Origin of the sequence: Methylobacter sp. (assembly GCF_023227905.1) — a bacterium.
Classification (GTDB): Bacteria; Pseudomonadota; Gammaproteobacteria; order Methylococcales; family Methylomonadaceae; genus Methylobacter_A.
The window spans coordinates 1-24966 of sequence record NZ_JALOCF010000044.1; the positions used below are offsets into that span (position 1 = coordinate 1).

General features: G+C 43.5%; 34 protein-coding genes. 12 read left to right on the forward strand and 22 right to left on the reverse strand.

The genetic code is table 11. The features are described 5' to 3' along the window. The coding region (locus M0R47_RS15780) for a hypothetical protein (protein WP_292556532.1) at positions 1-270 on the forward strand (270 nt) is incomplete at its 5' end. Positions 271-616: 346 nt separating this feature from the next. On the opposite strand, the gene M0R47_RS15785 is transcribed toward M0R47_RS15780, so the two are convergent. From M0R47_RS15785 to M0R47_RS15795, 3 genes are all read right to left on the reverse strand, one after another. Further along, entirely contained in the window at positions 617-850 is a 234-nt protein-coding gene (locus M0R47_RS15785) for a hypothetical protein (RefSeq protein WP_292556534.1), read from the reverse strand. 326 nt (positions 851-1176) lie between these two features. Beyond that, complete coding sequence (locus M0R47_RS15790) at positions 1177-1593, reverse strand: hypothetical protein (protein WP_292556536.1); 417 nt, start codon at positions 1591-1593, stop codon at positions 1177-1179. A 653-nt stretch (positions 1594-2246) separates the two neighbouring features. Next, complete coding sequence (locus tag M0R47_RS15795) at positions 2247-2447, reverse strand: helix-turn-helix transcriptional regulator (protein WP_292556538.1); 201 nt, start codon at positions 2445-2447, stop codon at positions 2247-2249. Positions 2448-2520: 73 nt separating this feature from the next. On the opposite strand from M0R47_RS15795, the gene M0R47_RS15800 reads away from it, so the two are divergent. The 11 genes from M0R47_RS15800 (at position 2521) to M0R47_RS15850 (ending at position 7490) form a co-directional block, all read left to right on the forward strand. After that, positions 2521-2799 (forward strand): hypothetical protein, encoded by a 279-nt coding sequence (locus tag M0R47_RS15800; protein ID WP_292556540.1) that lies wholly within the window; start codon positions 2521-2523, stop codon positions 2797-2799. Continuing rightward, complete coding sequence (locus M0R47_RS15805) at positions 2793-2954, forward strand: hypothetical protein (protein WP_292556542.1); 162 nt, start codon at positions 2793-2795, stop codon at positions 2952-2954. The genes M0R47_RS15800 and M0R47_RS15805 overlap by 7 nt, the downstream gene beginning before the upstream one ends. Continuing rightward, positions 2938-3723, forward strand: coding sequence for a hypothetical protein (locus M0R47_RS15810; RefSeq protein ID WP_292556544.1), 786 nt, complete (start codon positions 2938-2940; stop codon positions 3721-3723). Before M0R47_RS15805 ends, M0R47_RS15810 begins: the two co-directional genes overlap by 17 nt. Positions 3724-3744: 21 nt before the next feature. After that, on the forward strand, positions 3745-4641 hold the full coding sequence (locus M0R47_RS15815; RefSeq protein ID WP_292556546.1) for a recombinase RecT: 897 nt from the start codon (positions 3745-3747) through the stop codon (positions 4639-4641). A gap of 140 nt (positions 4642-4781) precedes the next feature. Then, entirely contained in the window at positions 4782-5276 is a 495-nt protein-coding gene (locus M0R47_RS15820; RefSeq protein ID WP_292556548.1) for a hypothetical protein, read from the forward strand. 5 nt (positions 5277-5281) lie between these two features. Further along, positions 5282-5458, forward strand: a complete 177-nt coding sequence (locus M0R47_RS15825; protein WP_292556550.1) for a hypothetical protein — start codon at positions 5282-5284, stop codon at positions 5456-5458. Further along, entirely contained in the window at positions 5455-5766 is a 312-nt protein-coding gene (locus M0R47_RS15830; RefSeq protein WP_292556552.1) for a hypothetical protein, read from the forward strand. Before M0R47_RS15825 ends, M0R47_RS15830 begins: the two co-directional genes overlap by 4 nt. Then, positions 5756-5971 (forward strand): hypothetical protein, encoded by a 216-nt coding sequence (locus M0R47_RS15835; RefSeq protein ID WP_292556554.1) that lies wholly within the window; start codon positions 5756-5758, stop codon positions 5969-5971. Before M0R47_RS15830 ends, M0R47_RS15835 begins: the two co-directional genes overlap by 11 nt. A gap of 811 nt (positions 5972-6782) precedes the next feature. Next, a complete protein-coding gene (locus M0R47_RS15840; RefSeq protein WP_292556556.1) occupies positions 6783-7091 on the forward strand; it encodes a hypothetical protein in 309 nt (102 codons plus the stop codon). A gap of 2 nt (positions 7092-7093) precedes the next feature. Next, a complete protein-coding gene (locus M0R47_RS15845; protein ID WP_292556558.1) occupies positions 7094-7216 on the forward strand; it encodes a hypothetical protein in 123 nt (40 codons plus the stop codon). After that, positions 7206-7490 carry a hypothetical protein gene (locus M0R47_RS15850; protein ID WP_292556560.1) on the forward strand — a complete coding sequence of 95 codons (285 nt, stop codon included), beginning with the start codon at positions 7206-7208 and terminating at the stop codon, positions 7488-7490. The genes M0R47_RS15845 and M0R47_RS15850 overlap by 11 nt, the downstream gene beginning before the upstream one ends. A gap of 63 nt (positions 7491-7553) precedes the next feature. On the opposite strand, the gene M0R47_RS15855 is transcribed toward M0R47_RS15850, so the two are convergent. The 19 genes from M0R47_RS15855 to M0R47_RS15945 all read right to left on the reverse strand — a co-directional run bounded on the left by M0R47_RS15855 (position 7554) and on the right by M0R47_RS15945 (position 24956). Continuing rightward, on the reverse strand, positions 7554-8006 hold the full coding sequence (locus M0R47_RS15855) for a M15 family metallopeptidase (RefSeq protein WP_292556562.1): 453 nt from the start codon (positions 8004-8006) through the stop codon (positions 7554-7556). Positions 8007-8100: 94 nt separating this feature from the next. Further along, positions 8101-8958, reverse strand: a complete 858-nt coding sequence (locus M0R47_RS15860) for a hypothetical protein (protein ID WP_292556564.1) — start codon at positions 8956-8958, stop codon at positions 8101-8103. Beyond that, positions 8955-10478, reverse strand: coding sequence for a hypothetical protein (locus M0R47_RS15865; protein ID WP_292556566.1), 1524 nt, complete (start codon positions 10476-10478; stop codon positions 8955-8957). Before M0R47_RS15865 ends, M0R47_RS15860 begins: the two co-directional genes overlap by 4 nt. Then, positions 10475-15199: a tape measure protein gene (locus M0R47_RS15870; protein ID WP_292556568.1), complete on the reverse strand. Its 4725-nt coding sequence runs from the start codon at positions 15197-15199 to the stop codon at positions 10475-10477. The genes M0R47_RS15865 and M0R47_RS15870 overlap by 4 nt, the downstream gene beginning before the upstream one ends. Further along, complete coding sequence (locus M0R47_RS15875) at positions 15199-15462, reverse strand: hypothetical protein (RefSeq protein ID WP_292556570.1); 264 nt, start codon at positions 15460-15462, stop codon at positions 15199-15201. Before M0R47_RS15875 ends, M0R47_RS15870 begins: the two co-directional genes overlap by 1 nt. Before the next feature lie 83 nt (positions 15463-15545). After that, entirely contained in the window at positions 15546-15893 is a 348-nt protein-coding gene (locus tag M0R47_RS15880; RefSeq protein ID WP_292556571.1) for a hypothetical protein, read from the reverse strand. Positions 15894-15973: 80 nt separating this feature from the next. Next, on the reverse strand, positions 15974-16291 hold the full coding sequence (locus tag M0R47_RS15885; RefSeq protein WP_292556573.1) for a hypothetical protein: 318 nt from the start codon (positions 16289-16291) through the stop codon (positions 15974-15976). Positions 16292-16365: 74 nt separating this feature from the next. Beyond that, positions 16366-17541 (reverse strand): hypothetical protein, encoded by a 1176-nt coding sequence (locus tag M0R47_RS15890; protein ID WP_292556575.1) that lies wholly within the window; start codon positions 17539-17541, stop codon positions 16366-16368. Positions 17542-17543: 2 nt separating this feature from the next. Beyond that, positions 17544-17702 carry a hypothetical protein gene (locus tag M0R47_RS15895; RefSeq protein ID WP_292556577.1) on the reverse strand — a complete coding sequence of 53 codons (159 nt, stop codon included), beginning with the start codon at positions 17700-17702 and terminating at the stop codon, positions 17544-17546. A 13-nt stretch (positions 17703-17715) separates the two neighbouring features. Further along, on the reverse strand, positions 17716-18138 hold the full coding sequence (locus M0R47_RS15900; RefSeq protein ID WP_292556579.1) for a hypothetical protein: 423 nt from the start codon (positions 18136-18138) through the stop codon (positions 17716-17718). 73 nt (positions 18139-18211) lie between these two features. Further along, a complete protein-coding gene (locus M0R47_RS15905) occupies positions 18212-18520 on the reverse strand; it encodes a hypothetical protein (protein WP_292556581.1) in 309 nt (102 codons plus the stop codon). Further along, positions 18517-20196 carry a LamG-like jellyroll fold domain-containing protein gene (locus M0R47_RS15910; RefSeq protein ID WP_292556583.1) on the reverse strand — a complete coding sequence of 560 codons (1680 nt, stop codon included), beginning with the start codon at positions 20194-20196 and terminating at the stop codon, positions 18517-18519. Before M0R47_RS15910 ends, M0R47_RS15905 begins: the two co-directional genes overlap by 4 nt. A 3-nt stretch (positions 20197-20199) precedes the next feature. After that, the gene (locus M0R47_RS15915; protein WP_292556585.1) at positions 20200-20583 is read right to left on the reverse strand and encodes a hypothetical protein; all 384 of its coding nucleotides are present in this window, start codon (positions 20581-20583) and stop codon (positions 20200-20202) included. 2 nt (positions 20584-20585) lie between these two features. Then, positions 20586-21059, reverse strand: a complete 474-nt coding sequence (locus M0R47_RS15920; RefSeq protein WP_292556587.1) for a hypothetical protein — start codon at positions 21057-21059, stop codon at positions 20586-20588. A gap of 137 nt (positions 21060-21196) precedes the next feature. Beyond that, complete coding sequence (locus M0R47_RS15925; RefSeq protein WP_292556589.1) at positions 21197-21706, reverse strand: hypothetical protein; 510 nt, start codon at positions 21704-21706, stop codon at positions 21197-21199. A gap of 28 nt (positions 21707-21734) precedes the next feature. Then, the gene (locus M0R47_RS15930) at positions 21735-22145 is read right to left on the reverse strand and encodes a DUF1320 domain-containing protein (protein ID WP_292556591.1); all 411 of its coding nucleotides are present in this window, start codon (positions 22143-22145) and stop codon (positions 21735-21737) included. A gap of 52 nt (positions 22146-22197) precedes the next feature. Beyond that, positions 22198-23727 (reverse strand): polysaccharide deacetylase family protein, encoded by a 1530-nt coding sequence (locus M0R47_RS15935; protein WP_292556593.1) that lies wholly within the window; start codon positions 23725-23727, stop codon positions 22198-22200. Then, positions 23724-24017, reverse strand: a complete 294-nt coding sequence (locus tag M0R47_RS15940; protein WP_292556594.1) for a hypothetical protein — start codon at positions 24015-24017, stop codon at positions 23724-23726. The genes M0R47_RS15935 and M0R47_RS15940 overlap by 4 nt, the downstream gene beginning before the upstream one ends. A 12-nt stretch (positions 24018-24029) precedes the next feature. Further along, positions 24030-24956, reverse strand: a complete 927-nt coding sequence (locus M0R47_RS15945) for a Mu-like prophage major head subunit gpT family protein (protein ID WP_292556596.1) — start codon at positions 24954-24956, stop codon at positions 24030-24032. Positions 24957-24966: the final 10 nt, after the last annotated feature.

Genomic DNA, 24966 nt, shown 5'->3' on the forward strand with positions numbered 1-24966 from the left:
AAAGAAAAAATATTAGCTAGAAAGAAAAAATATAATAAAAAATACAATGAAGAAAACAAAGAAAAAATATCAGCCAGAAAGAAAAAATACCGAGAAGAAAATAGAGAAAAACAATTAGAAATTAATAAAAAACACTATGCAAAATACCGCGAAGCAAACAAAGAAAAAATATCAGAACGCCATAAAAAACACTATGAAGAAAACAAAGAAAGTTATTCAGAGAGAGCTAAGATCTATCGTGCAATCAACTCACAAAAAGGAGTTTTATAAATGAAAATATACCATTTCGATTATTCTTTTTTGTTGGATAGCTTGATTATTTGCGGTTTCAGGTGAGTTATGCGTCAATCTCGGCAATTATTTCAATTTGTTTGCCAGGCCAAAGTTTCCGCTGTTGATTAAGGTAGTCATCGGCCTCGTCAAATTGTGCGGCACCAAATTCCTCATTCAAATCTTCGTCTTCTCGGCATGTTACCCAGAAGCATTTTATTGGTAGTGTAAGCATTTGCATTAATTCAGTCCCCAGCCGCATAACACGGCACTCAAGGCGACGCCGTTAAGCATCGCGGTATTGTTTAAAATTCGTCAGCGGCGCGCCTTAGTTCTGCGTTAGGCCCTACTTTAGCCGCCCTATTTCGGATAGGATTGTTTTAAAATCGGCAATTGCAATCCGAATATCAGTAGCAGAACCAACGGTAGAGCACATTGTTTCTGGATGCGCCCACGATCCTCTTACTGCTCCTTCTGAGCTTGTTTTTAACTCACGGCTTTCAAATAAATCGCGCAAGTGTCCGATGCGCGAATCAAGTTCTTGTTTTAATTTTCTATACTCTGTTTTGCTTAGTACCATTGTTAAATCCCCGGCCTAACCCGTAAATCAACGGGAACGCGGCCCTAATCTATGTTTAAAAATACGGCTATTCGCCGCGTCCCGTTATTATTGCGTTAGAGTGTCACATAATTAATTTTTTATCTTTCTCAATACGGAACGAGAAAACAGTGCCTTTGCATTTTTTGCAAAATTCTGGCGATTTTGACCCGCATTTCTCTGTGCCACAAGTTATACATTTATAAATTCTTTTTGTAGTTACAGCTGGTTTCCGTTTTCCAAATCCCATAGCATTCACCTCTAACAGTGCGCTCAACAGGAGCGCGGTTATAATTTGGTTTCATTGTTCAGCTTTCCTTGCCGCGCCCGGTTAGCTCTGCGTTGGGCATCAACGAATTCCACGCCCGTATCAGAGCGCCTTCAACCTCGTCTAGCCGTGCTACAAGTTCTGTTGGCGTCATGCTGTATGCTTGGAGTTTGTACCAAACGCCAGCGCATTCTCCGGTGACATCGGCTGCCACGCTTTCCCACCGCTTCCCGTCTAGTTCGTATGAGTGCGGAGTCAAAACAATCTGCATCTTCGGCCCGTTGCAGTCGCAGTCTCGCGCGCTCAACGTGCTGCGCCGCCATGCGTACCAGTCGCAGTCGTTCATTTGTCCGCGAACCTGGTTATTCCCAAAGCAGAATCCCTGCTGTTCAAGCCACACGCGTAGCTGCCCAACATTTACGTCAACCGGACCTTGCGCAATAGGCGTTGTGCTCATGATTTATCTCCTTCCGGCGCAAGGTCCGGTTACGTTAGCGTTATACTCCACCACTATCCACCCGTACCATTTTTTAGACATCATAGCCTTTCCGCCATTATCTCTAATCCGTTTAACTTCTCTCATTGCGGATTCCCATGAAAAAAACATATTAACCTATGTTATAATATGGCAACACGGCCACTATCGGTTTGGTTAATTTAACCAAATTGCTTAGTGGTTTTTTTATGCCTCGATGTATAACTCAACGCTCAAGCCGAACCGCTTACGCTACCGCTACAGCGGTCAGTTTGAAAGCGGATTCCAATATTACCTAGTATGTACCGGCATATCATTTGTTATTTTCTCAATCCGCCCGCAGTCATAGCACCATCGCTCTTTAGAGCCATATAAATACATGTAGTGTGTATGATTACAGCACCGTTTAGGAGCCGACCACAGATTAACAGGCGCGAATTTTAGACTAGGCCAATTCAAACTTTTCACAATTTACCCCGCTTCCAAGCCAAAATACATCGTTATCATAGGTATTTCCAAGCTTTACACGCGCTACCTGCAAATTTCCTAGGACATTCGTTTTAGCCCTATAGTCGTCGTACTGTTGGCATTTGCCTATACCAGTTCCATCGCCAACGGTATCTCGTGTAAAAAAATTACACGTCTCGCAGGTCATGACGTATGTCCAGCCAGTCAATATCTAAAGCTTTGGCAAGCTTCATAGCGCTGCGTACATCAGGCTTACCGCTACCGTTAAACCAGTGGTTAATAGTTTGCCGGTTAGTGCCTAAAAATCTAGCAATTTCAGTCTTTTTGCCAAAATGGTTAAGTAGCTTTTCTTTAATTTCTTCGTGCATTTGTAAAATAAAGTTGTACTTAGTAAAGCTTTACTATACACTGTTGTTGTTGTTTTTGCAAACTGGAATTAAAATGAGTGAATTAAACAGAATGAGAGAAGAACTAGGGATTGAAGAGATATATTGGCACGGAATCAACACTGGACTATCTAATAGCGAATTGCTTGCAATAGAAGCAAATATGCAAAAATTCGACAAAGAGCATAAGAAGTTTAGATACACAATAGTATTTGAAGCAACTGTTAAGAAAAGCTTATCAGAAGAAGAGTTTAAAGAAATGATCAAAAAAGACGTGCAATGCTCAGGCAGGGCGCTTAAAGTCATCACCAAAGAAGAGGTTACGGAATGTTAAAAAACATAGAAATAAAAGAATTAATCATAAAAACAAGGTATATGAATGAAGAAGATAAAATTAATTACCTATTTACAAAAGGATACCAAGAGGCAATGTCAATAATGGATGAAATATTAAATTTTAGTAGAGAAGAAAATGAAACTGACAATTGAACAATGCCTAGAGGCAGGTAAAAATGGCGTAATGATAGAGAATGATCACTATCATGCTTTAGCGGGTATAAGTGGCTCAAAATTATCTTTGCTTTCAGAAAGCAACCGGCACCTGGACAATGCTAAAAACTTTGACATGGGATCTCAAGACTATTTTAGTCTTGGAACTTGCGTACATGAGATGGTGCTTGAAAAGCACAAGTCAAGCTTTATGGTTATGCCAAAATTTAACGGACGCACAAATGAAGGGAAAGAGGACAAAGCTTATTGGCTAAAACAAAATGCAGACAAACAAATAATCGAAGCTGAAGACTACGAAAAAGCCGAAAGAATGGCTAAAAACGTTAATGCAATTTGTGGCGATGTCATAGAAAACTCAATATGCGAACGGTCACTTTTTGCGCATTGGGAGCAAAACATAATCATTAAATGCCGAATTGATGCTCAGCATTGGAATGATGACTATGATTTAAAAACCATAACTCCAAAATCTGGAATGTCAGACTGGGAGTTATTTAAACACTCTGAAAAACATGGGTACTTTACGAGTGCCGCATTACGCCAAATGGTGCGTCATACGCTTGGGATGCCAATAGGAGATAGCTATCTAATATTTGTCAGCACGTCACCTGGACACATGGTAAAAATAAGAAAAATACCGGACTCTATACTTGAGCGTGAAAATGAAAAAGTAACAGAGCTTTTAACATCAAGGGCGTTTTATCTTCGACATGGTATTGATACCGACGTCAAAGAGCTGTATAATTAAATTTTACAAATAGGTGGCAAAATGAACAAACCAAACGAAATAGCAATTTTTAACGGATTTTTGGACAAACTAAAACCACAAATGGCTTTGGCATTACCAAAGCATCTAACGACAGATAGAATGGCTAGACTGGCATTAACACAGTTTAGTACTAACAAAGCGCTGCAAAAATGCAATCAACAAAGCATTGCCGCGTCAATAATGACAGCTGTGCAATTGGGTCTGGAGCCTGGCGTTAATGGAGCAGGCTATCTAATACCATATAAAGATACATGTACCTTTGTACCAGGATGGAAGGGTCTTGTGGACCTTGTTAATCGATCTGGACGCGGCACAGTCTACACCGGCGTTATATTTGAAGACCAAATCTACGGCCAAGACTGGGAATTTTTCGACGGCTCTAGACGTGAGCTGATAATCAGGAAGCAATCAAACCTAATAGACGAAAACAAAATAACCCATGCTTACGCTATAGGCTGGGTAAAAGATGCAGCTATGCCGATAATTGAATTGTGGACAGTTGAAAAGTTAAAGGCTCACAGGACCAAACATAACAAAATCGGTAATAATCATTACTCATACAAATACTGGGAAATGTATTGTCGCAAAATACCATTACTACAGGTCATTAAGTACATGCCTTGTAGTATTGAGTTGGCTATGGCGCTGGACGTTGCTAACGTGAACGAGCATGGTGGCACAGCGTCAATAACCGATGGAGTTGTATCTACACAGTACCAGGCTGAAATCGATGATACCCTTTACGACGAAATAACAGACTACAACAATCTAAAAAAAATAAAACCAAAAACGTCTGATGAAAAAGCTAGTTTTGCTAAACGTGCTGATGAGTTATATAAACCTGATCCAGAACCAATTGAAAAATTTGACCAAGAAACATGCGAAGTTTGGGAATAAAAACTTGCAGTATGTAAAAAGTTAGTTTACACTATAACCATCTTATCAATTGTTTGACCACGAAAGTTAAAAGCCCTTGGCACAATGAAATTGACGTGTAGGTGAGAGGCCTACGTTTATTAACCAATAGAGGAAAGAAAATGAAAGCAAAAGAACTTTTAATGAAATTAGGTGCGTGCATAGACGCTATTAACTGGGTAGGTGACAGAACAATAGAAGACGCTTGGAATGAATGTCATCGAGGCGACTGGATGTTGTGGTTTTATGCAAAACAATATCCGGAAAATAAAAGAGAGTTGTACCTTGCAAAAGGTCATTGCGCTAACACGGTCCGTCATTTAATGACGGATGAGAGAAGTATTGCGGCTGTCGATGCAGCAATAGCTTATGGCAATGGTGAAATAGATGAAATAGAGCTTTATAATGCCGCTCGACGTTCGGCGGCTTATGCTTATTTGTATCCGTATTCTTATGCTACTGATGCTGCTTATGCTGCTTATGCTGCGGCTTATTCTGCTTATGCTGCTTATGCTGCTAAAGCTGCTGCTGATGCTGCTGCTGCTTATGCTTCCGCAAGAAAAGATAACCAAAAACAAACTGCCGATATATGCAGAAAACATTTAATACTTTGGTGAGCGATATGAACTACACAATTGAAACAATTGAAAGCATTGAAAGAATAATCGATATAGACTTAAAGCCGTCAATTCATCTACGCGATGAAAAAGCGTGCTTGATGCGTATAAAATCGAACCTTGCTGAGTTAAAGTACTTGCACTCAGAAACAATAGCAATTAATGAGGATAATTTAAGATGATGTACTATTTTAAACTAATGGCAATAAATTTAATAGTAGCGTTGGTGATTGCAATATCAATAGTTGGCTTTGCTGTTGCCGATGGCATTGACGATCCGAATTTTTATAAGGATTATGATTCGATGCCTTACAAGTACCATAAATCAGTTGCCCCTCCAGAGTATCATGCGACAGTAACACCATGCCTATATTCGTGGGAAGGATGCAACGAAGTAAAGCCTCAGGTAGCTACTGTTCCAGAGCCATATTTATTGTTGATGATAGGCGTAGGTTTAATTTTAACGTTGGTAAAATTTAATGATTACTAAAATAAAAAGATTGTTTGAAGGTGACTCTAAAAAAGCATTAGCAAACCAAATGAAACTGATTGACCAGGCATACTCACAAGGAGCATATACAGAGAGGCAATCAATAATTGCAATGCTTAATGAAAAGATTGAACAAAACGACAATATACAAATGTATAATTATACAGCTCAAGCTGTACTAAACGAATTACTTAAAAGAGTCTAGCCAGCGGGGATAACATCCCAACCTCGTAACGTCGAGACGACGTAACAGTGTATGTCAGCAATGCACAATACATGATAGATGCAAAATAGGCGCGGACTCAATAATCTTCACACGCCTAAATTGTAAACCCTCTGGCTAAAATTTAAGGGAAATTTATCAAAGCTGAAGTAGTGGCGGCTACTTTAAAACACCGCCAACTATGAATTAACTGTTATACATTGGAGCAAAAAAATGAACGAATGGCCAGGTGGAAAAAGACACGCTATGGATCAAGGCGAGCATGAGCGACTTTAACGAACTTTACCCAAAGCCAAGAACAGGCAAAGAGTGCAAGAAAACGGATTGCGACAGGCACAAGAATTACGTGGCATGGCAATTCGGCACTTCAAGCCTTAGTTTTTGCATGGAGTGCAAACATGCTCACGTTTCGCAGTACAAGCGCAAGGTGACTAACGCCGTGTTAAGCGGAAAGCCGCAACACACTGAACTTTAACCGCGCAAATGCGCCACATGGCGGCTTGTCTCTTGATAGAGATGAGAACGCGGCCATCAATATAAAAGCGGCTGGGTTAGCCGTGAGTGGAGCCATATATCGACTGGACAAGGCAGCGGCTTAAGCTGTTGCCTGTGTTCGGATGGCTGCGAAGCTCGTACCAATTTATCTAACCGTGCTTGCGTGGAGCAATGCGGTTAGATTGAAAGCGGATTCCACGCGTCAATCGGCCTATATAGTTAGCAAAAACAACAACATATTGAAATTTAGGATATGAACAAAAAACTCTACGCCCTGGGCCGATTGAAAACCGGCCAGATGAATAAAACAGAATCGGCTTATAGCCAGCACCTGGAATTGCAAAAACGTGCAGGGGAGGTGCTCTGGTTCGCGTTCGATGCTGTCAAACTCAGGCTGGCGGATAACACGTTTCTGAGCGTGGATTTTTTCGTAATGACGAAAGGCCTCGAACTGCAAGCCATCGACGTGAAGGGCTCAATGGCTATTGCGACTGAAGACGCTAAGGCCAAGATGAAATTTGCGTCAGATAAGTTTCCATTTCGTTTTTTTTACGTTGTCCCGGTCGCTAAAAAGAACGGCGGCGGATGGAATTTGATTGAGGTTTAATAATGATTTTGACAGGATTAGCAAGGCTGGGCAGAGATGCCCAGGTGCGTTTTACCGCGGCAGGCGAGCCGGTAGCGTCTTTGGCGCTGGCATTCAGCTACGGAAAAAAAGGCGATGTGGGGTAAACTGGCCGAAACTCTAGCGCCCTATCTGCAAAAAGGCGGATTGGTTAATGTGGTGCTGAGCGATCCACACATCGAGGTCTACACGGATAGATCGGGCGGCGAGCGGTCGAAATTGGTAGCCAGTGTGCTGGATATTGAATTGGCCGGCGGAAGAAAGGACGAGCAAAAAAGCGGAGAAAATACCCAGGACAGTGAGCAAGAACCGGCGAATAATGCGCAGCATCCAGCGCAATCTGGCTGGTATGATGATTTTGACCAAGATTTGCCGTTTTAGCCGTGACTAACGCAAATTAGGCACATGCCTGGTGTGTTTTATACAAAGCACACCAAAATTACTTTATTTAAAAGAACTTAATTGCATGTGCATTCCGTCTGGCCTTGCCCAATCTCCGCCCCAATCGAAACCTGCTTCTTTAAAGCATTTTACTAATTCAGGGTTTAACGTGGGATAATGCCCAAGCTGGTTACTAGCTGCATTAATATCAATAGCGAGCCCCCAAGAATGTAAGCTCTTTGAGCTTAATCCTCGCTTTTTTCTTATGTTGAAACATCCATCCCAACTTTTTATAAACTTAGCACAGTCCCTTAAAACAATTAGATTCAATGCTTTTTCAAGCGGCTTAACTAAGTCTTTATTGCAATATATTCGCTTAGGAATAAATCCTATTTCAAGTTGTGCCGGAACGTCGAAAATAACCATTGCTCTCTCAAGCTCTGGCGCGCCATATCTTTCTTGACATTGTTTTGATGTTATCATGATATAAAAATACTTAAAATTGAAAATATCCATAAGGCAATAAACACCATAATTATGGCATTAATTATTTTGTCGATCATCGTAATAGCTCCAGGATACCCCTTCCTTTAGGTGGGGGAGTAGTCAATTAAATAATCTCTTTTATTTCAAACTCGGCCTTATATTGGGCCGCATTTACATATTCAATAAAGCCTGAATTTCTAAATCTTCCTAAAAATGAGCGCCTTAATTTATGTATTGTATCTGCCGAATCATAAATAAAAACAACTTCTTGAGAAACTCCAGACCTTCTGAAAAATTCAAAAACAGACTGGTAGGCTTCATTATCTGCCAAATTGTTTAATGTGAATTTGGCTACTCTAAAAGGTGGCTTTACATAGAAATATTCTGTTCCGCTAAGTGCTGTTTTTATTTCAGTTGGGTCCTCTATCGATACGCTGACGCCAAAATCAAAGTTATACTGTGGAGTCCATGCTGGTCCTATAAACACTCTACCTATCTGGACGTAACCATCCGCGTTACTTGTATCTGATATTTCAACCTGAAAATACCTCTGACTAACGCCAGGTGATATTATTTGAATATGATTAAAGCTTAAGTTCTCTTTTTCTTTTGTGACGTAAGTTCTTGTTGATGAGCTAGGGTTATCCCACCCCGTTCTGCTGGCCTCGAACGAATCAGGCCACGCGCTGACAAAACCAGAAGTATAAACTGATGTGGTATAAGCGTCTGAATACGCCGTCACCTTAACGGTCGCGCTACTGCTCATATTGTGGTTACACAATGCCAAAACTCTGACAGGATACGACGCACCTAAATCAATCCTGAATTTTGTACTGGCTGTTGTTGCGTTAGTAGACCTTGCCACGACCCCAAGCACACGGTTTTTAATATTGTCTATTGGCAAAGATGACAACCAACTCCCATAAGCTGTTAGTGTTGCAAAATCTATTGTGTTGTTAACACCGATTAAGACGTTGCTCATGATCTACCCCAAAGTGATAAAATAGCGGTATTGTCACTAGATGACAAAGTATAACCGATTAGCGAAAAGCTTGGCCCACCGGCAAGCCCAAGTTTGTTGTAAGTAACTGAAATAGTATCCATCAAATTATAGTTAAATCTGTCTATGTCAATGGTAACCTCAATGATGCAATTACCAGCGCTATGCAATGCCAACAATCGCGCTGCCTCTGTTGCCGCTTCTGAAGCGACCGTTAACCTTGAATTAACTTGATACGGCTTTGATGTAAGATACCATGTTAAAACTGCGGTGTCCTCAGATATAACAGTCCTGTACTTTCTTGCTAACCAGCTTTTTCTAGCTGCGGTTACAGCCCCGGCAATGTCTGTGGTTTGGACAGTCTCATTAAGCAGGTAATTATAGACAATCCTATAAGCAGGAATATTTATGTCTCTTGAATTGACTCTTTTTATGTCAATCATGTCATAATCATAGAGATAATCTACAGGTGATTTAACATAAGGGTCCGTTAATTGTCCCATCCTAAACTGCCCTACATGATCAAAATAGTAGTAAGCGCCAATTGATTGAGCAACTTCATCTAAAGCATCAGAGGCGCTCCTAGTATCATTAACATACAGCCCGATTACATTGCTATTGATAGCATCTAATGCTGTCACATCAGCCGCATAGGCAGTAATACCCATATTACTAGCTATTGTCGACATTATTTGCGCAGTTGTCCTGTTTGCTGCCGTTGCTCCACGGTAAACGTCCATTGTAACAAGCCCGTCTGGAGCCGTCCCCAACCGTATCAACCCCTCACTAGAACATGTATCATACGTACCCGCTGCTGGCGCCGTGGTCTGCATAGCTGAATTGTTGGCTCGATTAGTGCCGCTATAAGTTACGGCATTGCCTCTCACATAAACGGCTGATACTGTATTAAAATTGCCGTTATTTATTTGATAAATTAATTTTGATGTGTTGACTAATACAGGTTCAGCATTAAAAATGCTCCCAAAGAACTTTGGTTTAACATCCCCTTTAATGTCATCCGCCGTGCCGTCGATACCATTTGGCAATGAGTTAGTTCCGCCATAAGTTGTAGTTATCAATGGGGATTCAAGCAGATAGGTTTTATCCTTTAGTCGAATGACTGCCGAATCGAACGTGTATTCTATGCCGTCCATAGTACCATAAAATATAGTCTTAAATCCTGACGGATAGGCTGAAGTATCATCACCGTACCTAATTATTACATTCCGCCCATCTGCGCCAAATATCTGCCACCCGTCAAAAAAGTCATCAGTTCCAGTCAGAACAACTTCACCAATTTCTAGCTGTGACCTGCCGCCCGTTTTACCGTCAGAATATAGATGGATTCCAACTGACCCAGCATCTAACACCCTTGGCTCAAATGCCGTATTAGCTGGCGTATCTGCGGGCTTGGTAACAAAATTGCTACTGGAAAAATAGTATGTTATTTCAGACGCATACAAAGGGTCATAAATAGTGACCTCAACAGTGTATATTTTCATGATATTTGTATCCTTTTAATGGCGCGTGTTTGTGCTTGCGCGTTAGCAATAACTTTATCAGTTTTTTCAAGCGTTTCTTTTGCAACAGCACCGCGCTGCTTGTTGGCGTTTTGCAGCTCCTCAAGGACTTGTTGCAATAGTTTTTGTGTCGCCTCGTTAGCTTTTCTATCGGAATCGCGTGCCTCGTTAGCGGTCTGCACGCGCTCGCCCTGGTGTAGCTTGGCGACATAGCCATCAAATGGTACATAATCCAGTCCGTCTTTATGGCTTCCGTTAATTTTTTTGAACTCTGCTGCATAATAAGAGCCGTCATGCGCGTATGGCTGCCCTTTTGCCTGAGCTGCCAGATAGCCTCTAAAATCATCGGTTAATACTGATAGCTGCTGGTATTGATCAAGGCTTTTACCAGGATCAAAAGTGCCAATCATTGCTTTTGCCCAATCAGACCATGACTTACCGTAAGTTGCCGCCGTAGCCTCATCAACGCCGTTATTTTTAGCTAGCCAGGTCATAGCGTTAAGGTCAGACTTGCCGACTACCGCGCCATAGACTGATTGCTTGTTAGACAACATTTTGTCGTCAAGTGCTTTTTGAGCAGCTAATCTATCGGCTTCAGCTTTTTTAGTAGCGTCCCTGGCCACTTTTGCAAGCCTGTCGCGTTCTTTTTGCAAGCCGTTCATTTCGATCATTGCGGCGGTTAATCCTGCGACCGCATCGCCGACCTTGCCCATTGCGCCCTTAATTCCGCCGTTGGTATTCAGCTCCTTGACTTTATCTTTAACGCTATCAGTAGCGCCCTTCAAGCCATTTTTTGAATTGATAGACTCGCGCAACGCATCGGTTGCGCTTGGGGCTTTATCTGTCGATCCTTTTACGAGCTTAATACTTCCATCAAGCTTACCGATACTGCCATCCAGGTTGATAATTGACAGATTGATTTTAGCCAATCCGCTTACCATTTCATTCAGTTTGTTGAGCTGTTTCTCAGCGTCAGAGGCAATATCCAGCGACTTATTAGCGCCGCTTGTCAAAGTCTTCATCACATCGTTGAAGTCTTTAGCGTAATTTTTAGTGCTGGCGTTATAGTCTTTTGATGATGACAAAAACTTTTCAGACGCACCTTGCAATCCAACCAAAGCGTTTTGATAGCGCAATTCGCTAGCATCGGTTTTACCTGGACCTGCTTTGATGATGTCCCGCATCGATTCAAACGACGCCTTGTTTTCTTTATATTTGCTTTCAGGTGATCCTGTTGACAAATCCCCCACTTTTAATGCATCACGGAACTGAACCAATGACTTTGCTAGGTTGAAGAATTTGGTAAAAGTGCTAGTCAGTAAATCTGCTGCTGTGTTGTATGAGTTGGTTAATTCACCAACTAGATCACCGTATTTATCGATGATTTTCTGCATAGGGACAAGACTTTCTTCCATCGCTTCATATTCGCGTTTCCGCTCAAGTGCGACAGCTGCAATCTCATCGCCGCTTAATCTTAACCATTGTATTTCCTGCTCATAGCGTGCAGACTGGCTGTTCTTGATGTCGTTATTACCAGACTCTATCGATGTGTAATATTGATCGGCAGCACTGCTTAATTGCAGCATAAGGCTATATCGCTCACGGTCTAGGCTATTATTAAGGTTAAGCGACTCCATGTTCTTGCGGTACTCTTCGCGCGTCCGTGGCAACAACATATAAACTTCTGCAAACGTTTCATTTAACCTTGTTTGCAATCGGTTTTGTTTCTCTAGTCCCGTATAAAACTTGTCGTAAAAGCCTTCGAATTGCTGTTGAAATTCTTCAAGACCACCTGCGGCCTGCACAAGCGCGTCGCTTAACTCAATGGCATTACCTGCCATTGTCATGCCTGATTGATTAAGCGCGTCTCTAACCACAGCAACCTCCGATACAATACGTATCGCAGTTTCAAGCATCCCTTCGCCTAGCTGCTGGTATTGCCCTACAATATCACCAAATACTTGCGTAGCTACGTCATCCATTGCAGTCGATATAACTGCGTTTACCTTTTTTATGGCCTCTTCGCCGCTTAAGCCGATGATGTCTATCTTTAATGCTGGGATAATAGCGTCATTCAACTTCTCGCTTAAATCTTTGCCAATGTCCAGGCCAAGCTTTCCGCTAACCTCGCTCATTGTCTGTCCAATTCCAGAAAACATGCCTTTTAACGACTCTACTACATCGCTTTCCATCGGTGTAAAGTAGTCTTTAAAGCTAAACTTCGGCTTCTTTTTGCTCCCCGTTTGATGCTGCTCAGTGGTGTACATTTGACCGGCTATATCTGCCGTACCAGTTAATAAGTCAGCAATATTAACCTGCCCCGTCGCTAATCCTCCAGACACTAATTTATATTTTGACATCCCCAAGTGTGGCGCTTCTGTGCCGGTAATTGCTCCGGTTTGGAAGGTCTTGGTAACAGCATTAAGAATGCCACCGCTTAACGCCGCTACCCCTTTGTTAATTCCTCGTAACTCGGCATATTCTGCGGCGTGGATGCTTTTCAATAGGTCAGTGACATTGTTAACTGACTCTGATTGCGCGGTTTTGTCGCCTAGCACCGTGCCGGTATCGGCTGAGTTTGGCGGATTTGGTGGGATTGATATTGACCCGCTAGAGCTTCCGCCAACTGATGACACGATGCCAGCGACTAGGCCGGCCATTGCGGCTATACGCGCCCAAGCTGTATAAGGATCACCTCCGCCCTGGGTAAGCACCGCTAATGCAGCCTGTATTCCGATCGTGACTAACATAATAGACTGGGACGCTATCTGCGCAGCTTCATTATCCGCAAACATTGACGCCGCTGCCCCGGCCATGGTTTGCACGCCACCGATATATTGATTGATCGTGTCGTTTTGCAGGTTTTGATAATCTACTTCGTATTTTTTGCGCGCGTCATTTTGTAGCTTCAAATCCTGCATGTAGGTAGAGCTGGTTTTATCAAGCTTAACATTCTCAAACAGCTTCTTTTTCTTTGCCAACTCCTCAAATTCAACTGTATTTTTATGTAGCCCTTTCACCATTGCTTCGAGCGCACCCACTAACTGATTGGTCCCGCCAATAGATGCGTTAAAGACATCATTGGATGATGCCGCCAATGCGTCCATGCTACTCTTGGCGTTATCGACCTCGTTGACATAATCCTGCATAGCCTGGCGGGATTCATCAAGCGCCTTTTTCTGCGCCTCAGCCGCCGTATTCTTGTCAAATTGCGCCAATACCGGCGCTTGTGCTGCGCCTTTTATGCCTTCGCCTTCCAGTTTTGTTTTATAATATTCACGCGCTGATAAAGTCAATTGGTTGTAGCGGTCAATTAACGTTTCCATTGCGTTTTTACTGTCTTCTTCGGTCTTTTTCTTGGCTTCCCAGGCAACATTCACATCATAAATGCGTAATGCCTGTTCGATCATTTCGTCAGTCAGCTTCCTTGCCGCTAGACGGGTTTTTTCGTATTCTCTTGGAGTTTGTGAGAGCTGTGCGTTTTTGTCCTGCAATGATTTCATTTCTGAGTCATAATTGCGCTGTAACTCTTCTCTTTCGCGTTGCGCTGCGCTGATAACATTTGACACATGACTGCTATGTGACCGTGATACACTGCCATGTCTGGATACCTTTTTCTTATTCTGCGTTTCTTCTAGTTCATCAAGCCATGTGTTAGTTTGGGCGATTGCCGCATTAGAATTTTTAGTTATTTCTACTAGCCTATGCGCTTCGTCTTCTTTTTGTTTTTGTCTATTTAAAGAATCGACCCGGTTTTTTTCCACATTAACATCGTAGCCTAAAAAGTCACCGGCCATCTTGCCAAAGCTGCCCATGCTGTTGAATGTTGATATGCGAGCCTGAGCGTGGGCTATTTGCTCATCGAGTGCGCTGGACATATTACGCGACAAGGTATTCAAAAGTTCTGTAGCACCTGCCACAATACCGGCTAATATGCCCTCGCTTTTATCATTTAACAGCGTATCTTCGAAGTTATGCCAAGCGTCGGATAGGTTGCTTATTTTGCCGTTCAGCGTATCCATAGCAGCCGCATTGCTTCCGCTGGCTAGCTCTCCCATTTTTACAATCAACTTATCTATAACATCGCGTGTTATTTCGCCTTTTTGCGCCATGTCCTGTAATGCTGCGCCACTTTTCCCTGTGACTTCTGCCAGCAATTTCATAATTGGAACGCCGCGCTCGGTAAGCTGGTTCATTTCCTCTGCCTGTAGGCGGCCTTTTGAATACGCCTGCCCTAAAGCTAAAGTGATTCCTGTCAAAGTTTCTTGTGAGGCACCAAGCTTTGAGGCTTGGTTAGTGATGGCTTCCATAGTTTTGGCAGTTGGATTGATGCCAAAATTTTGCAACATTATGAATGTTTTGGTAAGTCCGCTGATTTCGTATGGAGTGTCTTTTGCAAACTTACTGATAAACTGAAAGGTTCTTTGTGCTTCAGCTGCACTGCCTGACAGTGCTTTAAGCTGTGCGCGTAGGCTTTCCATTGCCCTGTTTGTATCGAGTATGTCCTTGGTGATTGTCGCAATAGTGATACCGGCAAACATTTTTTTTAATGTTTTGGCCATAGCTGCAAACTCCCTGCTGGCCTCTTTCGATGCTGCACCGGCGCTCTTGGTGCTGGCGGTTATCTTGTCGATCTCGTTAGCTGATTGCTTGCCGCCTGTCGTTTTGATCGTAATGCCAACATCAAGATTTTTGTCGCTCATTATTTTTTACTCCGTTGCTTGCCGCGCTCTTGTGTGACCGTGTTCGTGAACAGCATAATGCCTCTGAAAATATCAGGGGTGATTTCTGTCTGTAGATAGTCCCAGATTATCTTTGCAGCCTGGACATCCAAGCCTATCAGGTCGCCCATGCCTGTGTATTTCCAAGCGCTGCCTTCTAATACAAAAAATGCCTCTAAGACAGGCATATTTTCCTTAAAAACTTCAAAGTCATGAGACTCATGTTCTTCAATCTCGGGAAGCATTAACCCTAATAACGCGGCATCTTCATATAGTTGCCCACTATCGGCCTGCGCTGATAACGAGCAATAATATTCAGCCGCTTCAATTAGTTTTTTCTTTTTATTTCCTTTCCAGCAATTGAGGCGAAAAAGCCTTTTACCAGTGCCCCACGCACAAAAGGAACTGACAATACTAAATCTTTATTGTCTGCGTTATACGCTAAGCTATTGCCGTTTTCGTCTTTAAATGCCTCATCATCCCACCCGATTAGTACATCGCTCAATATGTCAGCGTCTTGCTCTGCCTCATCTTTGATAATCTCGTCAATCCTAGACTGACTCAACATTTTAAATTTAACACGTACCTTTTGATCGTTAAATCCGCCGCCGTCAACTGGCTCCGATATAGTAATCGGCCATGTATAACTTTTGTCTTTTTTTATAATAAACGCCATGTTTTTTCCATTAATGAGTTACGTTTTAAAAATGCCGCTATCGTTAAATAGCGGCATTAATAATGGTTGAGCTTAGTTTGTTAGCCGTTTACAGCGTCAACTTCAGAAGTCAACTCTGTATTAGCCGCAACAGACGCAAGGATGTCGTCTTTCAATTCCTGAGCTGCTACTAACAGCTGATCTGCACCTGTCAAATCGCCTTGAGCTATCAATTTACGTACTTCAACAATCAACAAGTCGAAAGAAGCACGTGCCGCTGTTTGGGCGTCTTTTATTTCAGTTAATTCTGCTTTTACGCGATCTAAAAATTCTGACATTGTGGTTTCCAATTTTGTAAGTTTAGTGAAAATCTTATTTAACGTTTTATCGTTAAAGAAGACATTGATATTAATATCCATAAGCCAATAATCTCTTATGCGTGGTCGCCCGATTTTTTAGTGAGTATCGGGCGTAAAACTCAGTTTATTTGGCGTTATTCAACGCAAATTCTAATGTCGTCATTTCCTGCCGAGGCATACGGAATAAACATCAGACTGAAGTCCATCATCGCTACGCCATCAGAGTCAGAATATTTTGGATCTGCAAGCTGTGCATTTTGTGCTACAAAACTTACAATGTTACCGGCTGTCTGTCCGTGCTTAACTACAAACGGGCCTGTAGTGGCGTCTTTGGCGACCGTCCACCAATCTTTAGTTGCAACAAGCGTAGCCTCAATAGAGACATTACCTGCTGGCTTCCGGTCGGTAATCAGAACCGATTCGGCGCCAACTAATTGACGGTAAATAACAGAGTTTGCAATATCAAAATTGATGGTCTGCAAGACGGCGCCGCTATAGCCTAACAGGTTAATGTCGGTAGTATTGGCAGTCGAAACGGTAACAGGAGCTTGCCACCCGGTAAAATCTGCTGACGGCAATGTAGCATCAGCAATAGTCCCCAATAAGCCGGTAAATTTCCATTTCATTTTAGGTATGCCTTTTGCTGATAGATCGAACGCGACAGACCCGCGAGCACCCTTGATTGAATGACGTACGCCATCAACATTAAAATAGATGGTAGCTGATGAGCTTGCTGTAGCTGTGCCAAAGTCACTATTAGGTTGATACATGGCATTTGCGCCAATACTATAAGCACTGGTTGCGCCCATAGCTCCTGCCAGTGTCTTGCCGATGGTAGCAACTTTAGTCGATCCCACATAGCCGATTATTTTGGCCACCGTGCCAGATTGAGCGCCGCCCGTGATAGTGAGCGTCATGCCGGTGTAAAAATCATCTACCGCTGAAGCGCCGGCCGCAAGGGTGATGGTCGTTGTCGTCCCTGCTGTGGCGGTTCCTGTTACCGGCGCGGCTAGCAATGTTTGTGTAAAGTTACAGGCTCTTAATAGCGCCCCCCATTCTGGCGCGCTTCCTGCTGTCCCCGCACCGGCTATTTCAGTATCAAAGGTCAGCGAGCAAAAATTCTCGACCCGGATTGATCCAGAACTACCAAAGTACGGACGGATAAAATCACGCTCAACAGATGAACCGTCTAAAGGAGTCAGTTCTAATGCGCTGCATAACACCGCGTCGGCGGCGACAGGTGATGAATCAGTTCCGTAGGTAGTTTCTAGTTTAACGAGGATGACTCGTTTTCTTTGTGCTAATGCCATTGTTAGGCCTCATTAGGTGTAATTTTTGGAATCGACTTGGCTGGCTTTTGTTCTGCCTTTGCCGCTTGTTCTGCTAAATATTGCTCTTCCGGTATGGCAAGGCCATTTTCGGGGTCTATCACAAAGGCCGTACCCGGTTTATATTCTGTTTGTTCTGACATAATTTTTTCCTGGTTAAGTGCTGCGGATAGTTCTATCAGATTTGTAAACTTCGCGCCAAAAGTGTAAACCGTCACGCATTAATACTAGATCGCCGCCAGCATATTCAAGCGGTGAAAAATCTTGTGACGGCTCATAGCCAAGCAATTGCGTCTCTATTAAATCGCATAGTTGCTCGCTTTCGTCGGCATTAATGCCGCCTCGTGCGTCTCTGACATTGCGAGTTACGACAATAAGCCCAATGTATTCGGTTTTTTGCTGCACGACCTTGTTAAGCATCGCATTGGGCTTGACTGTGGCTTTCTCTCGGTAGATATAACATCCTGGTGGTGTCACCGCCGACGCAAGCAGCGTGCGCAAATCTGAAGCGCCTGATATATCCCGAAAATCAGTAATCGTGTTTTTTATCCGGTCTTCTACCAAGCTTCTAAGTGTCATGATTCATTATTTATGGCTTAATAGCAGTGTAGCAATGAGGCTGCATGGTGTGATTATGTATTGGTTCGTAATGTTATGAGAGCGCTTTAACTGGCAAATGAGCGCCAAGCGCTATCACACGACCTGATGATAGAGTGGCATCGCATCGCACCAAATAGACCGCTTGATCTACGCCGCTTTTGACTCGCTGAAAAACCTGACCGGCAATGATCGAAGCCACGCCATCTAGCATAGCCGCTGCACTCGCATCGGTGCCGGATTTAACGGCTACGGATAGGCTCACCGTTGTAATTGTTTCGCCGGTTGCCATCGCGTCGGCAAAAGTAAACGTTAGCCCAAGCTTTTCAACAGGGTCTTTGTCTGGCCATCTTTTTAACGTCATGCTCTGACCTCATAATTTCTTAATATTGCGATTACTTCAAATCGGGTATCATAAATCGCGCTAGTGTCTAAATCAGTAGACAGGGCGGCTGTTGCCATAGCCTGTGAGACGCTTGCGCCGTCCATTGTAAGCGTCATTTTAATGTCGCCGCCAGCTAACACTTGAGCTAAAGCGTTACCTGATAAATCAGTTTCAAGACTAACGGTAAGATCACCAGCGGCATTTGTAATAGCCGCCGATGCACCGCTGATAGGCATAATTGCGGTTATGTTTCCTGTTCCTGAAACGCTGGCAGTGGCCGCGCCGGATATAGGCACATCAATAAATAACTGCCCGGTTGCGCTTGCCGTGCTTTGACTGGCACCTGCTAACGCCCCACCTGCCAAGCTGGTTAAATCGCCTGCCGCTATTGAACCTGATATAGACGCGCCTGATAATGGCTGATCCATTACCATGCCAGCACTAGCTAATGCGCTTGATAACGACGCGCCTGATAGCGTCATGGTCATAGTGATAGCGCCGGATGCAACGGCTTGTGCAATTGCTGCGCCTGATAATCCTGCGCCACCGTCTAAGCTACCTGATGCTGATGATTGCGCGGCTCCTGATCCTGATAATGCTTGCTCCATCAACAACTGACCAACACCAACAGAGCTTGCAATGGCATCGCCAGCAATAATCATATTTAGCGTTAATTGACCGCCTGCAATTGTGCTTGATGCGGAAGCGCCTGACAATGATAGTATGCTTGTTATTGCGCCTGTTGCTACGCTCGCCGCTTGCGCGCTACCAGCCAAATCAATGGAGCTGTTTAAGCCACCCGTCGCTATAGTCGATGATACAGAGGCGCCAGCTATCGCTATTTGGCTGGTAATTGTCCCGCTGGCGCTGGCTGTTGATACAGACGCACTAGATAAATCTACTTCCGATGCGCCTTGAAAATATAAATTATTTTGATGTGTTGATAGTAACTGCCAAGGATTGTCTTTTAACTGATTTACATACTGAGACTTATCTAAACCAAAAAAGGCTGCATAAGCTATTTGACCGTTAAAGCCAGCCGAAGCATATGATCCTGGCATACCTAATCTTAGTGCCGTCCCTGTGGCTTGTTGTGCGCTAGACGCAGAACCCGTGCCAACTAAGACACCATCGACATACAATTTCGCTGTAAAATTTGAGCCGCCTGAAAATACAGCGAGTATGTCATGCCATCCCAAAGATGATGATCCGCCCGATATTTGCGACCCTATTGTATAATCTGACTTAAAACCCACTAGCGTGAATGTTCCAGATGCTAATGAAGCTAGATAAAACGACAGGTTATCTGCAGATGTATTATGATCTCCAATAATAGTCTGATCAGTTAGAGTTGTGACTTTAACTTTACATGCTATCGACCACGGTTTAGTCTGGTCAAGGATCGACTGGATGCCGGAGGCCGCACCTATATCAATAGGTGATGATGTTTCGTTGCAGTCATAACTATAACCGTATTCGTCAACCGCTAAACTTGCACTACCAGTGTATGTGACAAACTTATTTAGTACGGATGTATACTGTGTTGCTGGATTGACAAACGCAACTAAGCCATCAGAGATAGGGCTATCACTGATACGCAGTAGTGATTGTGGCTGCTGTGTTAATATCCGTTTTGGAGGGACATAGATAGTCACAACTTATCCCATTGATGTTATTTCAGATGCATACGCCTCAACAGTACAGCTATTTGTCGTGTTACCGGTAAACTCAACCTCTACACTCATAATCTCAGGGCCAAACGTATAACTCCATTCGCCTACTGTACCTGATACAACACCGTTTCCAACTCGATATACAGTTTTCCAGTCTGTACCGGCTGAACCGGCGGCTGGCATTGTGGCGTTGTGAGATATAAGTATCCGCGCTTCGCATTGTGCGCCTAGTGTCCCTCCATTAGTTATTTTCATGGTAATGATGCCACCTAGTGCAGTCTGCAAATCGAGCCTGCCTCTGGTTGTGGAACTGGCGCTATTTGTGGCAGAGGCAACAATTGTTCGGGCATTTTTTACCGCGGTAGCCATAACTATCTCCTGGTTCCGTCGTCATTATAAATCGATGTTGCCAAATCTTGCAGAGATACAACTATACTTAACTGTTCTGCGCGAGACACTAGATTTTTGCCTAAGCTTAAAATAGTTAACTTATGGGTTTCGGTAAAATCTGGAATCAATGTTTCGGCCACCAACGCATCCAGCACTTGGACAACCCGCCCATAAATCAACTCATTAAACAAGTCGAATCCGGAGTCCTTGAAATCTTCCAACGCTAAATTAAACTCTTTGGCAGATATAGCGCTTGATTCTAATATCGCCAGCCTTAGCCCGACTAATGATATGTATTGCTTTATATCATGTACCCGCAGATTGCCAAATACCTCTATATCTTTACGATCAAAGATAGCCTTAATTGCCATCAAATCAGTCGACTGTTCAGCTAACAATACCGTAAATTCTGACGCCAGCGGCCCCTCTATTAATTCGTCAGTTAAATCAATCATGAGTAACGCCTGTTTTAAACAATATGGCAGTTCCGCTCAAAGGTATTACTTTAGATGCTTTTAGTTCCACAATATCAGGAGCCATAGCGCAACCTGCCAGCCAGATTAACATAATAAATAATAGCTTTCTCATTATATTAGTTAGAGTCAATCTGAATTGTTAGGGCATCAATAGCAAACGATGCTGTGGCGCCTGCGGTAATTGTCCTGTTTGCTGTTAATGCAGCACAAATTATGATATTCCCAGCGCCGGATGCGCTATCGATAATGCCCCAATGGGATGCGGTCGCCCAATCTGCGGTTGCGGTAGGGAATGTAACGGCGGCGGCATTGCTAATGGTTGCGTTAGTTCCTGAGCTTGCGCCAGTAGTAGTACCATGCGTGCCTTTCCATGATGCAGTTGCCCTTGTCACACCTACGCGCGCATAACTGCCTCCGGTTAATTCTGTGCCGGTTGCAGAGTCAGAACATGCCGTCGATGATAGAAAAACGTAATATGAAGCAGGGGAGGATTCCGAAAACGCAGTGTTTCTGAACAACACGTCAGCTACTTTGTTTTCCGCATAATCAGACAAGCCTAGCGCTGATGCAGAAAAGGATGCGGCAAACAACAATGGTAATAGTAAGTATCTTGTTATTTTTTTCATTTTTTATCTCTTTTTAAAAATTGAATGGTTAAAATTCGTCACTGTCAAAGCTTTGTGTACCTTCCACATAATCAACACCGCTGGCCTCTGTTGTCGCAATATCTCCGCTAGTATCTGGTGCTATAGTAATCTGCCCCTTTGCTACCATTTGTAGGTATTTAATCGCGTTGTTATAGCGGGTTTCTACCTGCGATACCACTTGATCATCAAACAGATAATATCGAGCAATATCGCAAGCAATGCGCACAAGATTAGCAGGAATAGTCACTAATGGTAGCGGATATGCAGTCAAATAGCTGTTAATGTCTGCATCGGCATCGGTTATCGCCTGAGTTAGTACAGTGTCATTAATAACACCTAAATTATTTTCGTCTGTTAACTGGATAAGTTCAGCCTCGCCGAATCTATCAATCAGGTTTTGCTTTGTGCAGTAGGCCATTTATTAGGCGCTCGTCTTGCGCTAGTATTATTATTGGGTTATGTAGGTACGATTAAATAATCGTACCTACTGCCATAAAGTCATCATACCGTTCATCGTCGATCAATCCGGCTGCTCTTTTTACAACTATATAATCAAGCAGGTCTAAAAAGTCCTGTGTTTGCCACGATCCAGCCGTTCCGCTTGTATCAATATTATGACAATAAAAAACAATTGAACATCCCCACAATATCGCGGTATCTATTGACGCCTTAGCTTGTGCTAATGTAGTGACAGATACATTCAAATCTACGGAAAAAATATTCATGGGGTTATAACATCCATCATTAAAATAATGATAGCCGTTACGCGTACCTCTCATGCCAAGTAATCCTTGATTCATCGCTTCCTGCTGCATGAGCGCGTGATCTTCTGGAGCATAAATACCTTGCGGCCATGCCCCATAAATACAATCAGATAGACCTAGCGTCTTTAGTGAGTCGATAGCTCTGGCTATTTCTACAGCGGGATTAGCGTGCCAAGCATTAACGCCCTGCTCGTTTAAATGTCTGCCGTGCACGCCGATATAGTGATTATTATCTGCGTTAATTTCTTTTGCTTGGGCTAGTGTAATATAGCCACTGTTACCCAATGCTTCACCCTCCAGAAAATGCGTTCCGCGGAGGCGACGCTTTTGTAACTCTTTAAAAAATACTGTGTAGCTTGTTGTATAACCATCATCAACCGTTAGCACAACCTTTGGGCGCTCTTTTCTGCCGTGCTGAAACGAGTCAAACCATATTTGTCTATTGACAGTTGTACTACCAGGTATGGTCGCTCTATAGCTAACAATTGGGTTTGCAAAATCGACCGCATTAGTGCCATTTTGCACAAAGTTTGCCGCAAATGGCGCGTTACCAGTAGGATGTTTGTCAATAGCTAGCGTGTTCCAACCCTGTGTAATTTTACCTGCCATTACAGCGTAAGAGCGGTTAGTAGCAAGCATACCCGCGCCATTAGAAATCCATATCTCAAGCGCCATATCTGACACAGTTAAATCAATGTAATCAACATAAAACGTGACGATTAGGGGCACGTCCATGTCTGACCAATCTAATGACTTAGTGCCTGATGTGATTTTAACCTCACCAAAAGGCGTATGCGCAGGTATATCCATCAGCAATGTTGATGTTCCTGTTTTATACCTGCCCGTAGTGTCTTGAGTAACCGTGCCGTTAACTTGGACTAGCGAATAATCGGCCAAAACGTCGGTTGTGTCTATATAGCCAGACGGTATAGGCATGTGTGATCTTGGGATATAGCTCCCTTTAAAAGACCACTTATAACCATCACTATAACCAATAACGCCAATATCATTAAACCAAGCCTGCCCTCTGCCAAACTCGGCTGCTGTCGGCTTGGTTGTCCAAGTTAGCGTGGAATTTGCCACTGGATTCCATCCATCTCCGTCTGACCAGTATTGACGACCATCTACAATAATATGACCTTTGCCATAATTTTCAGCGGTTACACCTTCCGAAGTAACCTCTGACCAGCTGTCAAAAACCCACGCATCCCTCGTAGCTCTTAAAGGACTTTTCATAATTCACCAGCCTCTTTTAATGCCTTGGCTTTGCGCGGCTTTTCCTGCTCTAGCTCTGGCTCTGGCTCATCAGACTCAATAACAACATAATCCCCAACAGGCACAGACCTGGACATCTCGCCGTAAACCTCTAAAGTCTCGCCAGCCTTAAATTCGATGTCTTTGGTAACTAATGCCGAGCCTGGCCAGCCAGAAAATAGGCTGTGCTGCCTGGCTTCATGCTGCTCCTGACTTAGCACCAGCCTGGTGCCAGCCGGGACTACTATTCTTTTTAAGGCTTTAATAATCATCCCGGCTTATCCTTATATCAATGTAGTTAATACGGCGCGTTGCCAGTAACCATAACCAACGTTACGCATGGCTTTAACGCCATAACGATGCACGTCGTTGTTAAATTCCAACTCTGAGCCTTCGGCAATTGCCGCCACTTTGATAGATTCTTCTTCTTGACGGATAAATGCTGCTGTCGGTCCATCCGCTCTAAAAAGTGCAAACTTGGTAGTCCATGTCAAACGAGCATTGACTTCGAGACGGTATCTAAAGCCACCCAAAGACCCAAGAGCCTGGATGCGGTTAGAGTCCTGAGCAATGATAGTCGCTCCCAATGCTGCCGCAGTAGCGGACAAGAAAGCCACTGGAATCTGCACGATAAACTCACGTGCATTTTCGTTCATCGGTTCGCCTTGGTTATCCTTAAAGCCTAGCAATTGCTCGGTAGCTTTAAGGATAGCGCTCTGCATTTCTGCGGCGGTCGGTGCGGTGGTCGTAGTTACGTCATAGGTGATATCGTTAGACTGGGAGCCGGAATCGTCTTCAACGTGGTCAGTATCAAAAAAGTATTGTCCGTCATAGCATACTGTAGATTCAGCATTGATAATCAACGTTGACAACAGACTAGCCCAATGCGAGTTTGCACGTTGAGCAAGCTCGTTAATACGCACATCGATCTGGCCGGTTTTATCGCGTCGAATCCAGTCAACAGGGATTTCAAGAGTTGCCTCAAATTTCTTGTTAGCAATAGTGATTGAACTTTCGCTTAATCCCTTGGCATGGCGAGCGCCGATCCACTCGCGCATTGCTGGAGATTGCCCCAACCATGCGTAGGTTTCAGATTCTTGATCTGAGTTAAACAGCATCGATACGCCTGGAACCCAAGTGTTGCCAATGTCCTGCTCAAGAGCGCGGTAAAATTTGCCGATAATAGCGCGGCTGGTGATTAAATTTGCCATTGTGTTAAAT